Here is a 15,109-nt window from a genome sequence, read left to right as displayed (position 1 = left end):
CGTACGAATCCGCACTCTGTCACACCAGCAGAGAGCCGTGTCCCATGGCGCGAAGCATCGACAATAACTCCGACCGGGACCGGGCACCGATCCGCCGCCTGATCCGGGCGACATGATGCTCCACCGTCTTGGCGGAAATGTACAGGCGAGCGCCGATCTCCCGGTACGTCAGCCCGAGTAGCACCAGCTCGGCGACCTCGCGTTCGCGCTCGCTGAGGATCGCCGCCGGCTCGCCGACCGCCGGATCGGGGGCGGGGCGGGTGCCCGGCTGCGGCGTTGCCGTGGCCGGCGGCAGGATCGGATCCTGCGGCTTGGCGTCCGCGCGGACCGTGCGGGCCAGTTTGAGCAGCGCGGTCGCGGTCGCCGAGTCGGCCGCGGCGAGGGCGGCCTCGCTGGCCAGCCGGGCGGCGTCCCAGGTCATGCCGATCTCGCTCAGGCCGGCCACGGCCGCCTCGACCGGCGCGACCGACACCTCGCCGCGCAGCACCAGCACCCAGGTCCGGCCCGCGTCGGCGAGCACGGCGGCGTGCCGATCGCCCGCCTCGGCCGCGGCCTTGAGCGGGCGGGCGTGCGGGATCAGTTCCGCCGGGCTCTCGTGCAGGATCGCGGCCTGCACGCCGTACCAGTGGAAGGCGTTCGCCCAGGCGGGCGGCTCGTTCAGCCGGCGCAGCATCGCCTGGGCCGCCTCGACGAGCGGTGCGATCCGGCCCTCGTCCCGCAATCTGATTCCGGCCAGCCACAATTCGCCGATCGGGAGCAGCGCGAGCAGGTCGGCCTCGACGTCGTCGAACATCAGGTAGGCCGCATGCCAGGCCTTGGACAGCGCGGCGTGGTCGCCGGTGCGCCTGGCCAAGCCGACCGCGACGCCGTGGGCGAGTAGCCGGTCGCGGACGTCGAGCGAGTCATGGTCGAGCGCGGCGACCGTCGCGGCGGCGGCGCGTTCGTCGCCGCCGAGCATGGCGGCCCAGGCAGCGAGCACCTGGAGCTGATGGCAGCGCAGGCCGCTGGCGGTGGCCCGGCGCAGCGCGTCGCCGGCCCGGCGGGGTTCGCCGGTGCCGAGGCAGAGCAGGGTTGCGATGGATACCGCGGTGCAGGGGAGGAAGCGGTCGACGCCGGAGTCGGCGTGCGCTGCCTGCACGAGCGCGGAGACCGACGAGGCGGTGCCGTGCGTGGACAGCGTTGGCGGGGTGTGGTTTCCGTGCGTGGACTCGCGACCGTTGAGCGAGCCGGCCAGTGCGGTGGCGATCAGCCGGGCGTGCGCGTTGGCCTCGGTCGGCGGCCATTGCGTGGCCGATTCGGACATCTCCGTGGCCCCGGGCAGGTCGCCGGCCAGCGCGAGCACGGTCGCGCCGATGGCCCAATCGGCGCCGACGCGTTGCGCGCCCAGCCACGAATACAGTTGGGCCGCACGGGCAACCAGGCCGCGGCGGGTCAGTGCCGCGGCGCAGATCCGCACCGCGTCGGCGAGTTCGGCGCTCGACACACCCGAGCGGGCCAGTACCGGCTCGGCCAGCCGCATCGCGGTTTCGCCGTCGCCGTTGCGTCCGGCCGCCTCGGCCCAGCGCAATGCGATCAGATCGGGGTCGGCGCCGGTCGCCGCGGCGGCCGCGTAATAGCGCACTGCCTCGCGGCCGGCCTTTTCCGCGGCGGCGGAAAGGAATTCGGCCAGCCGCGGATCACGGACGCCGGATTCGGCGAGCAGCAGCGCGGTGTGATCGCGCAGCAGTCCCGCGTCCAGTCGCGCGCCGAGCAGTTTGCGCTGAACCGCGACGAACCGGCGGTCGCCGAGCAGCGTGCGCAGCGGCCCGACCGCCGGGGTGAGCAGCAGGTCGGCATCGGTGACCAGGGCGCTGGCCCGAGCCCGATCGATGAGGTGCTGTGCGGCAACGGATTCCACACCGAGCACCTCGGTGAGCTCGCTGGCGTCCAGGCCCGCGCCGGTGGTGGCGACGACGAGGGTTTCCAGCAGGTCCGGGGCGAGGTCGTCGAGCAGCGAACGGGCCCAGCCGGCGACGGCCGCGTCGACCGCGCCGATGCCCGCGTCGAGCCGGGCCGAGCAGGCGGCGGTCAGCGCGGCGACCACGCCGCCGCGGATGCCGTCGGTCTGCCGGTGAATGTGCTGGGACACCTGGCGCGGCACCATCATGCCGAGTTCCCTGGCGAACGGGGCGATGTCGGCCACGCCGAGGGCGCGCAGCTCGACCACCCGGCCGCGCCGCGCGACCGTGTCGGCCAGGGTGCGCAGCCGGTGGTCGTGCGGGCGCGGCTGGGCCGCGATCACAACCGTGCGCTGCCCGGATTCGACGGTGGCGCAGAGGTATTCGAGCTCGGCCGGATTCAGCGTGTGGGCGTTGTCCACGATCAGCGCGGGAAGGTCGGTGGATGGCGCGATGCGGGTGCCGAATCCGTTCGTGGCGTGGGCGCCGTTGCCGGTGTGCGCGGTCTCCACGGCCAAGGCGTCCTGCAGTGGGATGCCCCTGGCGCGCAGGCGATTGCGAATCTCGTTGAGCAGGGTGGATTTACCGGTCTGCGAGCGGCCGCGGATCAGATACGCGACCGGTTCCTGGTCGGCGGACTCCAGTTCCCGGAGGAGCTCGCGGGCCGACGGCAGGGTGTCGAACGCGATGTCAGCCACCGTTTCCTCCGAGGATCTGGCCGGGCGCGCGCAGCACGGTGCCGACGGTGTTGCCGACGGTATCGATCGGGTCCTTCAAGGTGCCGGTCGGCAGGCTCGGGGCCTGCGGCGGCGTCGGAGGTGCGGGGTAGTTACCCGGTGCCGGGGGCGGAGCCGGGGCCGGGGTAGGTCCGGGCGCCGGTGCGGGCTGCGGGGCCGGTTGCGGCGCACCGGGTTCCGCGGGCGGCGCGGCGGGCTGGTTGCCGGCGGGCTGGCTGTTCACCACGGCCACCGTCGTCGCGGCGGGGGAACCGGGTTGTCCTGCTTCGGTTTTCGGGCGGCCGGCGGCCGAGGTGGTCGGATCTGCCGCGGCGGCGGGCAGATTGGGGTCGCCGGTTTGCCCGCCGGTGGTCGCGGCGATCTCCGCCGCGCGGGCCGGAGACGAGTGCTCGGTCGAGGCCGGGTTCGGGCTGGACTGGGCGCCGGTGCCGATCGCCACGGTGCCGGTGGCCAGCAATCCGAGCACGACGGCGGCGCTCGCGACGATGGCGGCGCGCTGCCTGCCGCTGAACCGCGGCTTGCGTGCGGTGTCAGCGCTCGGCAGCGCCGAGATCGGCACCGAGGGAAGCTCCTTGGTCGCCGGCTCGAGCGGCGCGGGCGGCGCGATCGGCGTCCGCACCGAGGCCAGGTCCGCGGCCAGCACGGCGGCGCCGCGGGCACTGGTATCGGCCGGGTCGGGAGCCGCGACCACCGGCAGCCCGAATTCGGTCGAGATCAGCTCGGCGACCAGTGGAATCGCGCCGCCGCCACCGGTGAGCAGCACCCGGCCGATATCGCCGATGTCGAGTCCGGCCCGGTGCACGGCGTCGCGGACCAGCTCGATCGAGGTCAGCAGCGGCCCGCGCAGCAGGTCTTCCAGTTCGCCCCGGACCAGCCGGACGTTGCCGCCCTGCGCGTCCGCCGGATTCAACCGCACCGGGACGACCGTGGCCGTATTTATCGAGAGCTCTTCTTTTGCGGTTCGGCACTGCTCGCGCAATACCGACAATTTCCGCTCGACAACCGGGTCGAACGGATCGAAATCATTTGCCAGGGCAGCGTTTGCCAGCACGTAGCGCATGGTCAGCAGATCGAATTCGGCGCCGGCGATGTCCGTGGTCCGCAGCGGTGTGCCGAGCACGCCCGCGTGATCGCCGGTGCGCACCACCGAGACGGTGAGGCCGGTGGCGCCGAGGTCGTAGACGATCACCGCGCCGTCGCCGAGCGGGCCGTGCGCGGATTCGAGCCAGCGGACCGCGGCGGTCGGCTCGGGCACCAGGGTCACCTCGCGCAGGCCCGCGCGATCGAGTGCCGCGCGCTGGATATCGACCGTGTGCCGGGACCACCACGCCGGATGGCAGGCGACCGTCGAACCGGATTCTCCGGCCTGCGTGCCGGTCTCGTCCATCAGGCAGGCGATGGCCGCGGAAACGAGGTCGGCGGCGGAGTGTGCGGTGCCGTCCTCGGCGAGCATGTCCACCGGATCGCCGACCCTGGCCAGGAATCCCTCCAGCACTACGTCGCTGGAGTGCCGTCCGCCGGCCCGGGCGGTGGCGCCGAGGGCGGGTGGCGCGCCGGCCGCGAGGCGCAACACGCTGGGATGCGTGACCACGTGGTCGCCGCCGTTCCCCGCTGCCGCCACGGCAACCGAATTCGACGACCCGACAGTGATGCCGAGCGCCAGACGCTCTGTCATTCGAGAACCCCGTTCGAAAAACTCTGTGGTCCGATGTCGCTGCTGTGTAGTCCGAGTGTGGACGGCGGTAGGAGCACGCCGACGCACTCGTTGTTTCGGTTGCTGGCCGTCCGCCGTTACCGCCGCCGGGGAAGTTCCGGGGAAATTCCCCTAATGCGCCGGATGCCCCTAAGGGCGCGATCGGGTGAGTTGTGGGGGTCGGCCCCGTTACGCGTAACGAGTGGCGCCCCTAGCGTGAAATGCATTCCAACGATGCGGATCGCGGAGGTCCGCCGGCTCTCAGGAGTTTCCGATGACACCCAACGCGATTCTCGAGTTCATCCTCAACCTGCTGCGCGATCACGAAGCGGCGGTCGGCTACTGCGCGAATCCGACGCAGGCGCTGGCGGCGGCGGGTTTGCCCGCGGTCACCCCGGAGGACATCGCGGCCGTCGCCCCGATGGTCGCCGAGTCCGCGCTGGTCGCGGGCGGCTCGCAGCTGTCGGCGATCGTCGCGGCCGGGGCACAGACCGGTGCGGCCGCGGTGATCGGTGCGGCCGGGACCGTCGGCGCCGCCGCGGCGGCGGATGCCGGGCTGAATATCGGCGCTGACCTGGGGGTCGACCTCGGTGGTCAGGTCGGAACCGGTCTCGACCTCAACGCGGGGTTGAACACCGCGATCGATGCCGGGCTTCAGGTCGGCGCGGATATCGGTGCCGGGCTCTCCGCCGGGCTCGGGACGATCGCCGACATCGGCGCGAATCTGTCGGCGGCGGTCGGCGGCGCGCTCGGTGTGGCGGGGCAGGCGGTCACCGGCATCGGCGCCGGTGTGCAGGGTGCCGTGGATGCTGGAGCGCAGGTCGGGACGGGGCTCGAGACGAGTATCGGCGGCGCCCTCGGCACGGTCGGGTCGGCCACGGCCGGGATCTCCACCGGGCTCGATGCCGCGCTCAATGCGGGCACTCAGGTAGGCGCCGACGTCTCCACCGGATTGCAGGGTGCGTTGCACGCGGTGACCGGGGCGACGACCGGCCTCGACGCGGCAGTGGGCGCGGGCGCCGATCTCGGCGCCGGTTTGACCGCCGGTCTGAACGCCACCGGGGCACAGCTGGCGGGTGGCTTGTCCGCCGGGCTCAATGGTGTCGCACAGGGCGGGGCCGATCTGAACGCCGGACTGTCCACAACCATTGGCGCCGTGGGCAATTCGGCGGCGCAGGCCACTGCGGGTCTGGAGACCGGGCTCGGTGCGGCGATCGGCGCGGGCACCGGCGTCGGCGGCGGGTTGTCCTCGACGCTGGATGGTGCGGTGAATACGGGCGTGCAGGTCGGGTCGGGTCTGGAGACCGGGCTGTCGAGTACCGCGGGTGCTGCCCTCGGCGCGGGTGCGCAGGTGGGCGCCGATCTCGGCGCCGGGCTCGGTTCGACGGTGGATAGTTCGATCAACGCTGGGGCGCAAGTGGGTTCGGGCTTGGAGACCGGGTTGTCCACGGGCCTCGGCGGTGCTCTCGATGCCGGCGCGCACGCGGCGACCGGGCTGGAGACGGGCTTGTCCACCGGGATCGGGGCGGCGGCGGATGCCGGCGCCGGTCTCGGTGGCGGACTTTCCGCCGGGCTCGACGGTTCGGCCGGGGCCGGGGCGCAGGTCGGGACCGGTCTGGCGACCGGACTCGGCGGTGGCCTCGACGTTGGTGGTCATGCGGCCACCGGCCTGGAGACCGGGTTGTCGACCGGGATCAATTCGGCCGCGGGTCTCGGTGGCGATCTGTCCACCGGTCTCGGTGGTTCGCTGGGTGGTACGACGCATGGTGCGGTCGATACCGCTGCTGGTCTCGGTGGTTCGCTGGGTGGTACGACGCATGGTGCGGTCGATACCGGTGCTGGTCTCGGTGGTTCGCTGGGTGGTACGACGCATGGTGCGGTCGATACCGCTGCGGGACTTGGTGGTTCGCTGGGTGGTACGACGCATGGCGCGGTCGATACCGCCGCGGGACTTGGTGGCTCGGTGGGTGGCACCACGCACGGCGCGGTGGACACCGGGGCCGGGCTGAGCGGCGATGTCGGTTCGACCGCGAATGCCTGGTCGTCGCTGGATGTTTCGAGCGCGTTCGGGTCGGGGCTGGACAGCACCGCCGGGGTGCACGGCGATTCGGGCCTGTTCGGCGATACCCACGCGGGCGCGGATCTGGCCGGCAGCGCCGGTGCGGATCTCACCGGCGACGCGATGCTGCACTGATCGCACCGCCGCCGCACTGACAATGCCCGCTCCACTGGAAGAGGTCGACACCGCGATGGGGACGCCCGCACCGAACGCCACACCACCGGCGGTACCGCTGCTGTCGGTACTCGGCGAAACCATCGCGGCGGCGCGCGCCGCGGGCCGCAACGATCTGGTCGGCCGGCTCGAGGTGGCCGCCGATCGGGTGCGGGATCCGCGGCGGCGCATTGTCATTGCGGGACAACTGGATCAGGGCAAGAGCCGGTTCATCAACGCGCTGCTGAATCTCGAGCTCTGCCCGGTGGGCGACGACGTGACCACCACGGTCACCACGCTGCTCGCCTACGGTCCCGAGCCGAAGGCGGAACTGGTGCTGACCGCGCCCGGCGGTGACCAGGGCGGTCCGGAGGCCCGGGTCCCGGTGCCGATCGACGAGATCGGCTCGATCACCGCGCGTTCCCCGCTGGCGCAGGGACGGCGGATTCTGCGGCTGGAAATCCAGGTGCCCAACGCCCTGCTGGCCGACGGCATCGTGCTGGTCGACACCCCCGGCGTCGGCGGGCACGGAAGTTCATACGCGGCAAGCGTGCTGACCATGGTGCCGGCCGCCGACGCGGTGCTGGTGCTCTCCGACGCGTCCACCGAAATCACCGAGCCGGAGCTCGCGTTCCTGCGCCAGGTGCGCGAATTGTGCCCCACCGTAGCGCTTCTCATCACCAAGACCGACCTGTACCCGCATTGGCGTCAGGTATTCGAGGCCGATCAGCGCCACCTGGCCGAGGCGGGCATGGACGTGCCGATGATCGCGGTCTCCGCGTTGCTGCGCAGCCACGCCTTGCGCCTGCAAGACCAGCAACTCGGCCTCGAGTCGGGCTTCGGGGTGCTCTATCAATTCCTGCGCGATCAGGTGGTCGCTCGCGATCAGCTCGCTACGCGCAGTGCGGTGGCCCGTGACATCCGCTCCGTCGCCGAACATCTGGCGCTCGCGCTGGGCAGCGAACTGGTCGCGGTGCGCGATCCGGCCCGGGGCGCGGCCGCGGTTCGTGAACTCCAGGCCGCGCGGACCTCGGCCGAAGAACTGCATCGCCGCACCGCCGCCTGGCAGCAGACCCTCGCCGACGGCATCACCGACCTGGCCGGCGACGTCGACCACGATCTGCGAGATCGGTTGCGCGGCATTGCCAGAACCACCGAGGAGTGGATCGACGAGCACGATCCGGGCCGGCATTGGGACAGCATCGCCGAATACCTCACCGGCACCATCGATACCGCGATCGGCGACAACCTGCTGTGGACCCATTCGCGCGCACTGCAACTCGCGCAGCGGGTCGCCGAGCATTTCACCGAGGTCGGCACCGCCGATCTGCCGGACGTGCGGTCCGATGCCGCCGCCGGAGGCAGTCACGCCGGGGCGGGCACCTTGGCCGACCTGGAGCCGGACATCGGCTTCGGCAGCAAGTTGCTCGTCGGCATGCGCGGCTCCTACGGTGGCGTGCTGATGATCGGCCTGGCCAGCACCTTCGCCGGGCTCGCCCTGCTCAATCCGATCTCGATCGGCGCCGGACTCGTGGTGGGTGGCAAGGCTTTCCGGGACGACAAGCAGGCCAGGCTGGCGCGGCGGCGCACCGAGGCGAAGGCCGCGGTCCGCCGGTTCGTCGACGATGTGGCGTTCCAGACCGGCAAGGAATCCAAGGACCGGCTGCATCGCATCCACCGGGCGCTGCGCGATCACTACGCCGGGGTGGCGGAGCGGAGTCTGCGTTCGATCGACGACTCGCTGCGGGCCGCGCAGGAGGCCGCGACCATGGCCGGCGCGCGCCGCGCCGAGCGGGGCGCGGTGCTGGAGCGGCAGCTGCACGTGGTCGCCGAGCTGGGCCGATATGCCGAAGCCATGCAGGCCGCGCTGCCGAGCGTGCCCGCCGGTACGGTTGCCCCGTGAATCGAGAGGTCGGCGCGGCGCCGGGGATTGTGGCCGAGGCACATCGGCTGGTGGGGGCGGCGCGGGCGGCGCTGGCGAGCGAGCCGCGGCCGCGGGCATTGCTGGCGGACTGTGCGGGCCGGTTGGATCAGCCGTTGCGCATCGCGCTCGCCGGATCGTTGAAGGCGGGCAAGTCCACGCTGCTCAATTCGCTTGTCGGGCAGGACATCGCGCCGACCGACGCGACCGAGTGCACCCGGGTGGTCACCTGGTATCGCTACGGATCCACGCCCAGCGTGACCGCGCACGCGGGCGACGGCGCTCGCGCGAACGTGGTGGTGCGCCGGGGCGGCGGAACGCACGGACTGACCTTCGATTTGGAGCGATTGAACTGGAACGCGCCCGCCCCACGCGAGGTCGATCACCTCGAGGTCGAATGGCCCGCGGCGGCACTGGCCCACACCACAATCATCGACACGCCGGGCACGTCGTCGCTGTCGCGCGAGGTGTCGCGGCGCACGGCCCGGCTGCTGACGCCGGGCGCGGAGCAGGCCGAGCAGAGCATCGCGGTTCCGGGCGCCGACGCGGTGGTGTATCTGCTGCGCAGGCTCGACGCCGCCGACGTCCGGTTCCTCGAACGGGTCGGTGCCGGAACCGGTGCGGCGCACGGTGTTTCCGGCCCGCTAGGTGTCGTCGGGGTGGTGTCCAGGGCCGACGAGATCGGGGCGGGCCGGATCGACGCCCTGCATTCCGCGCGGGATGTCGCGACCCGGTTTGCCGGGGAGCTGGAGCGAACGGGCCTGTGCCAGGCCGTGATTCCGGTCGCCGGGCTGCTCGCCTTCGCCGCTGCCACGTTGCGGCAGCAGGAGTACGCGGCGTTCGAGGCGCTGGCCGGAGTTCCGGTCGACGAACTGAGCACGGCGCTGCTGTCCGCGGACCGCTTCGCGCGTCCCGATGTCGCGTTGCCGGTGGCACCGGAGCTGCGGGCGCAGCTCGCGGAACGGTTCGGCCTGTTCGGCATTCGGATGGCCGTCACCCTGATCCGGCTCGGCGTGCGCGACTCCGCCACGCTGGCAGCGGAATTGACCGCGCGCAGCGGCGTAGACGAGCTGCGCTCGGTGCTCGACGTCCAATTCGGCCAGCGCGCCGACCAGCTCAAGGCGCACTCCGCCCTCACCGCCCTCGCCCGCGTGCTGACTGCCTACCCGGGCAGCGAGGCCGACGCCCTGCTGCCCCGCGTGCGCACCCTGCTCGCCGACGTGCACGGCTTCGCCGAACTCCGCCTGCTCGGCCGCCTTCGCACCGATGAATTGGCCTTGCCGCCAACCGATCTCGCCGAACTGCACCGGCTCATCGGCGGTTCCGGCATCGCCCCGCACCTGCGCCTCGGGCTGCCGGTCGACGCCGCGCCTTCGGTTCAGCGTGACCAGGCGGTGGCCGCGGTGCGCAAATGGCGATCCCGCGCCCGCCACCCGCTCGCCGACCAGTTCACCACCACCGCGTGCCTCACCGCCGCCCGCAGCGCGGAAGGCGCCCTCGGTCTGCTGCCGGAGTAGGCCGGCTACGCGGTGATCCGGCGCACCGCCTCGGCCAGATCCGCGCCGGACGGCGCGTGCTCGGGGTCGAGCAGATACTGCGCGGCCAGGCCGGTCAGCAGGGCCTGGTAGAAGGTGCCGATCATTCGGCCCTGTTCCGTGTCGTCCTCGTCGATGTGCTCGAAGAGCCGGGCCAATCCGGCGCGTGCCTCGGCCAGGCCGGCCGCCAGCCCCTCCCTGATGGCGGGGTCGTGGCCGCCCTGCGCGATGGTGTCGAAGGTGGCCGCCCAGAGCCCGCGATGACGGCGCAGCGACTCGATCACCGCCGTCCACTGCGCCGCGAAACGCTCCAGCGGCGTCGAATCCGGTTGTGCCGCATCGCTCAACGCGCGCTCGAGTTCTACGCCCCATTCCCGATTCGCCTCGGCGAGCGCCTCGCCCAGCAGCGCCTCCTTCGACCCGAAGTGGTAGCCGATCGCGGCCATGCTGACCCCGCCCGCCGCGGTGGCGATATCGCGCACGGTGGTGCGGGCGTAGCCCTTCTCGAACAGGCATTGCCGTGCGCCCGCGAGCAGATCTTCCCGGTTTCCCATGCTCAACATGGTAGGCGACTGCCTCAGTCATTTGTCTTGCGCGCTTGCCTAAGACAAATGTACAGTTTTTCGCATGAGCAACCGACCGATGACCGTCCTCATCTCCGGCGCCAGCATCGCCGGGCCCACGCTGGCCTTCTGGCTGAACCGCTACGGCTTCGCGGTGACCATCGTCGAGCGCGCCCCCGCGCTGCGTGACGGCGGTCAGGCGATCGACGTGCTCGGCGCCGGCACCGAGGTGATTCGAAAGATGGGCCTGCTCAGGCAGGTGCACGAGTTCAGCACCGGCAAGCGCGGCACCTCCTACGTCGACGCGACCGGCAAGGCGCGGGCGAGCATGAGCAGCGAGGTGTTCAACGGTGTCGGCGCGGGCGGGGACTGCGAGATCCAGCGCGGCGACCTGGCCAGGGTGCTGTACGAAGCGACTCGCGACGATGCCGGATACCTCTTCGGCGACAGCATCATCGGCCTCACCGAGGACGAAAAGGGTGTGCACGTCACGTTTTCGCACGCCGAGCCGCGCACCTTCGACCTGGTCATCGGCGCCGACGGCGTGCACTCCCACACGCGCAGGCTGGTTTTCGGCCCGGAGTCCGACTACCTCCGGCACATGGGCTACTACATCAGCATCTACACCACCCCCAACCTGCTCGCGCTGGATCACTGGGAGCAGGACTACAACCTCCCCGGCAAGATCGCCGGTAGCTACAGCGCCCGCGAAAACAACCGGGCCAAAGCCGTTTTCGCGTTCGAGTCGGAGCCGATCGACTACGACTACCGAAACGTCGAGCAGCAGAAGCGAATCGTCGCCGACACCTTCGCCGGCGCGGGCTGGCAGGTGCCCCGCCTGCTCGAACACCTCACCGCCGCCGACGACTTCTACTTCGACGCCATGGCGCAGATCCACATGGACGACTGGTCGAAGGGCCGCGTGGCACTGGTCGGCGACGCGGGCTACTGCGCCGCCCCGCTATCCGGCCAGGGCACCAATCTCGCCCTCGTCGGCGCCTACGTCCTGGCCGGTGAACTGGCCGCAGCCCGCGGCGACCACACCGTCGCCTTCCCGCGCTACCGCAAAGAACTGCTCCCGCTGGTCAATGCCTGCCAGGCCTTCGCCGAGGGCGTAGGCAAATGGTATGCACCTCCGACCAAGTGGATGATCCGCCTCCGCAACCTCAACGTCCGCCTCCTGCCCTACCTCCCCTGGCGCGGCCTCATCGGCGGCGCCCCCCAAAAGATCGCCCGCACAATCAAAATCAAGGACTACCGCCCCTACGAAACCTCCGCTACCAAGTCCTAGGGCGCAGTGGCGGAACTTGCCGGGTCGATCAGGATTTTGGCGTGGTGGTCGGGGGAGGCGAGGGTGGTGAAGGTGGAATCGATGCCGGCCAAGCCTACGGTGCCGGTGATCATGGGGGCGGGGTCTACTTTGCCGTCGGCGAGCAGGTGGAGGGTGTCGCGGAATTCGCCGGGGTCGTAGCCGAAGGCGAAGTGGAGTTCGAGTTCCTTGTTGATGGCCATGGCGGGCTGGATGCGGTCGGATTCCATGCAGACGCCGACGACGACCACGCGGGACAGCGGGGGTGCGGCGGTGATGATCTGGTCGAGAATGCCTGGGACGCCGACACATTCGAAGATGACCGGACCGGACGGACCGGCGTTCAGGGTGTGTGCGAGGCGGAAGACGTACCACCAGGGCAGTTTCGGGACGCGGTGCAGGCGGTCCATGGTGTCGAAGCCGAGGCTGAGAATGTCGGTGACGCCGTTGATCCGGCCGCGCTTGGGGCCTGCCGTCCAGGGCGAGTCGGTGGCGGGGTCGACGACGATGTCCGCGCCGCAGGCGGTCGCGAGTTCCCTACGGCGCGGGGAGAAGTCGCTGGCCACCACGGTGCGTACGCCCGCCGCCTTCAGCATGCTGATCACCGCGAGGCCGATGGGCCCGCAGCCGATCACGAAGGCGTTCTGTCCCTTGCCCACTCGCCCTTTGCGCACCGCGTGCCAGGCCACCGCCATCGGTTCGGTGAGCGCCGCGTGTTCGGCGGACAACCCGTTGGGCACCGGCATGGTCATCGATTCCTGGACCACCACCTGTTCGGCGTACGCGCCCGGCGCCTCGACCGAAAGCCCGGTGAGCTGCGGCTTCGAACCGTGCCGCACGATCGGCAGCGCCACCACCGGTGTGCCCGTCGCCCACCGCTTACGACACCCCGGCCCGTAATCGACTACCGCACCGCTGAATTCGTGGCCGAGCACCACGCTCTGATCCGAGCGCATGAACGCGTCGTAGCCGGTGGTCACGGCCAGCTCGGCCATCTCGTCGGCATGGCTGCGCGCATGCAGGTCGGAACCGCAGATGCCGCAGCGGATCACCTCGATCAGTAGTTGCCCGCGCCCTGGTACCGGGGTCGGCAGGTCGAGGACCTCGAACTTCGAGTTGGTGACGACGGCGGCCCGCATGGTGAACTCCTCGAATCGGTAGTCCGTCCACGCTACTGCGCGCAGTCGCCGGCTACGGCGATCCGGCGGTGACGAGCGCCTCGGCGGCGGCGCGGCGGTCGTAGTCGTCGCGGGCCGCGGCGATTTCGTTCTGGTGCCCTTCGGTCCAGGTGACGAGGGCCTTGATCGTGGTGTGCAGGCTCGCGCCGAGCGGGGTGAGCGCGTAGTCGACCCGCGGCGGGACGGTCGGGAAGACGGTGCGCGAGACCAGCCCGTCGCGTTCGAGCTGGCGCAGTGTGCGGGTGAGCATGCGCTGGCTCACGCCGTCGATCTTGCGCTTCAACTCGGTGAATCGCAGGCTCCGCTGATCGAGCAGCGCGATCGCCAGCAGCGACCATTTGTCCGCGACCCGGTCGAGAATCTGGCGTACCTCGCAGTCGACGCGGGTGTCCCACTGGAGAACGTCGTAGTCGGCGGCGGTATCCCCGCAGTGCCCCGGTGACCTTGATGTGCCGTCTTCCATGGTTGCCGATTCTGCCCCAGACTTTCCCTCGGTATCAAGAGGTAACCGACCCCACTGTCGGGAACCGAGTCTGTTTGGGGAGTCGTGATGGTGAAAGTCAGAGCGGTCGAGGTCTTCACGGCGATGTCCGGCCGCGCCTGGGGTGTGCTCGCGGTGCTGTGCGGCGCGATCTTCCTGGAGGGCATCGATGTCGCGATGCTCAATGTGGCGCTGCCCTCGATCCGGGCCGAGCTCGGCCTGTCCACCGGGATGCTCAGTGGTGTGGTGTCCGCGTATGTGCTCGGCTACGGCGGGTTCGTGCTGCTCGGCGGCCGCGCCGCCGACCTGCTCGGCCGCCGGCGGATGTTCCTGTGCTGGCTCACCGTGTTCCTGGTCTTCTCCGGCCTGGGCGGTTTCGCCACGACCGGCTGGATGCTGCTGACCGCACGCTTCGTGACCGGGGTGGCCGCGGCGTTCCTCGCCCCGGCCGGACTGTCGTTGATCACCACGAACTTCGCCGAGGGGCGGGTGCGCGACAAGGCGCTGCTGTTTTACGCGGGCGTCGCGGCGGGCGGGTTCTCGCTCGGCATGGTGGTCGGCGGGTTGCTGACCGCGTTCGGCTGGCGCTGGGTGTTCTTCGTACCGGTACTCGTCTCGGCCGGGCTGCTGCTGGCCGCGATCGTCCTGGTCCGGGATGCCGGTGTGCCGGAACGGGTTCGGGGCGGCTTCGATCTGCTCGGCGCGCTGACCGTGACGGGTGCGATGCTGCTGCTGGTCTACGGCGTGGTCCGGCTGGAGCACCCGGGCGACGGACCGGCGCTGACCGCCGCGACCTTCGCCGCGGGGGTGGCGTTGCTCGGGTTGTTCGTCGTGAACGAACGGCGCACCGCCACGCCGCTGGTCCGGCTCGGCATCCTGCGCTCAGCCCCGCTGGTCCGCACCAACCTGGTCGCAGTGTTGTTCATCGGCTCGTTCATGGGTTTCCAGTTCCTCGCGACGCTGTATTTCCAGGAGCTCCGTGGCTGGAGCACGGTGCAGACCGGCCTGGCGATGGCGGTGATGGGTCTGGACGCGCTGCTCGCGCCGCTGCTGACGCCGTGGCTGGTGCGTCGATTCGGCAATGTCCGAGTGGTTTTCGGCGGCGTGGTGCTCGCGGCGCTGGCCTACGCGCTGTTCCTGCCGACCGATCTCGATCGGGCCTACCTCGCCATGCTGCCGACGATGGTGCTGCTCGCCGTCGCCTTCGCGCTCGTGTACGGGCCGCTGACCATCGCGGGCACCGACGACATCGCGGCGGAAGAGCACGGCCTGGCCGGTGGATTGCTCTACACCGGAATTCAATTCGGGGCGGCGCTGGGGATCTCGGTGGTTACCGCGGTGAACGTCGCGGCGGTCGACGCGGGCCAGGCCGGGATGGACGGGTTGCGGACCGCGCTGGTCGTTCCGGTGGTGGCCGCGGTGCTGGCGGGCGTGATCGCGGCGACCGGATTGCGGCGCGGCGCGATCGCCGAGACCGTCGATCTGCCGGAGCCGGCGCACGCCTGAATCGGGACGACGGGCCGGAGTGGTGAATCCACTCCGG

At 70.9% G+C, this 15,109-nt stretch carries 10 protein-coding genes; 5 read left to right on the top strand and 5 right to left on the bottom strand.

The window, feature by feature from the left end; translation table 11 throughout:
* Positions 1 to 19: 19 nt before the first annotated feature.
* Complete coding sequence (locus ACFYO1_RS22605; protein WP_387234157.1) at positions 20 to 2,635, bottom strand: LuxR C-terminal-related transcriptional regulator; 2,616 nt, start codon at positions 2,633 to 2,635, stop codon at positions 20 to 22.
* Complete coding sequence (locus tag ACFYO1_RS22600) at positions 2,628 to 4,349, bottom strand: Hsp70 family protein (protein ID WP_387234154.1); 1,722 nt, start codon at positions 4,347 to 4,349, stop codon at positions 2,628 to 2,630. Before ACFYO1_RS22600 ends, ACFYO1_RS22605 begins: the two co-directional genes overlap by 8 nt.
* Positions 4,350 to 4,641: 292 nt before the next feature.
* On the opposite strand from ACFYO1_RS22600, the gene ACFYO1_RS22595 reads away from it, so the two are divergent.
* Genes ACFYO1_RS22595 through ACFYO1_RS22585 form a run of 3 tightly spaced genes read left to right on the top strand, consistent with a single transcriptional unit; the run spans position 4,642 to position 10,017 of the window.
* Positions 4,642 to 6,561 carry an IniB N-terminal domain-containing protein gene (locus ACFYO1_RS22595; RefSeq protein ID WP_387234152.1) on the top strand — a complete coding sequence of 640 codons (1,920 nt, stop codon included), beginning with the start codon at positions 4,642 to 4,644 and terminating at the stop codon, positions 6,559 to 6,561.
* 55 nt (positions 6,562 to 6,616) lie between these two features.
* A complete protein-coding gene (locus ACFYO1_RS22590; protein ID WP_387235318.1) occupies positions 6,617 to 8,482 on the top strand; it encodes a dynamin family protein in 1,866 nt (621 codons plus the stop codon).
* Positions 8,479 to 10,017, top strand: coding sequence for a dynamin family protein (locus tag ACFYO1_RS22585; RefSeq protein ID WP_387234149.1), 1,539 nt, complete (start codon positions 8,479 to 8,481; stop codon positions 10,015 to 10,017). Before ACFYO1_RS22590 ends, ACFYO1_RS22585 begins: the two co-directional genes overlap by 4 nt.
* A 5-nt stretch (positions 10,018 to 10,022) precedes the next feature.
* Here ACFYO1_RS22585 and ACFYO1_RS22580 read toward each other — a convergent pair whose 3' ends face one another.
* The gene (locus tag ACFYO1_RS22580; protein ID WP_387234146.1) at positions 10,023 to 10,589 is read right to left on the bottom strand and encodes a TetR/AcrR family transcriptional regulator; all 567 of its coding nucleotides are present in this window, start codon (positions 10,587 to 10,589) and stop codon (positions 10,023 to 10,025) included.
* A 73-nt stretch (positions 10,590 to 10,662) separates the two neighbouring features.
* Between ACFYO1_RS22580 and ACFYO1_RS22575 the strand changes: the two genes are divergently transcribed.
* Positions 10,663 to 11,889 carry an FAD-dependent monooxygenase gene (locus ACFYO1_RS22575; RefSeq protein ID WP_387234143.1) on the top strand — a complete coding sequence of 409 codons (1,227 nt, stop codon included), beginning with the start codon at positions 10,663 to 10,665 and terminating at the stop codon, positions 11,887 to 11,889.
* Here the strand turns inward: ACFYO1_RS22575 and ACFYO1_RS22570 are convergent.
* Positions 11,886 to 13,046 carry a zinc-binding dehydrogenase gene (locus ACFYO1_RS22570; RefSeq protein ID WP_387234140.1) on the bottom strand — a complete coding sequence of 387 codons (1,161 nt, stop codon included), beginning with the start codon at positions 13,044 to 13,046 and terminating at the stop codon, positions 11,886 to 11,888. The two genes, ACFYO1_RS22575 and ACFYO1_RS22570, sit on opposite strands and share 4 nt — an antisense overlap.
* A gap of 52 nt (positions 13,047 to 13,098) precedes the next feature.
* Positions 13,099 to 13,548 carry a winged helix-turn-helix transcriptional regulator gene (locus ACFYO1_RS22565; protein WP_387234138.1) on the bottom strand — a complete coding sequence of 150 codons (450 nt, stop codon included), beginning with the start codon at positions 13,546 to 13,548 and terminating at the stop codon, positions 13,099 to 13,101.
* Positions 13,549 to 13,635: 87 nt separating this feature from the next.
* Between ACFYO1_RS22565 and ACFYO1_RS22560 the strand changes: the two genes are divergently transcribed.
* Positions 13,636 to 15,072 (top strand): MFS transporter, encoded by a 1,437-nt coding sequence (locus ACFYO1_RS22560; protein ID WP_387234135.1) that lies wholly within the window; start codon positions 13,636 to 13,638, stop codon positions 15,070 to 15,072.
* The last annotated feature ends 37 nt before the right edge of the window (positions 15,073 to 15,109 follow it).

This window comes from Nocardia sp. NPDC006044, assembly GCF_042871115.1.
In the GTDB taxonomy this organism is placed as follows: domain Bacteria; phylum Actinomycetota; class Actinomycetes; order Mycobacteriales; family Mycobacteriaceae; genus Nocardia.
The sequence above is the reverse complement of the archived record's forward strand: the minus strand, read 5'-3'. Positions and strand labels throughout refer to the sequence as shown.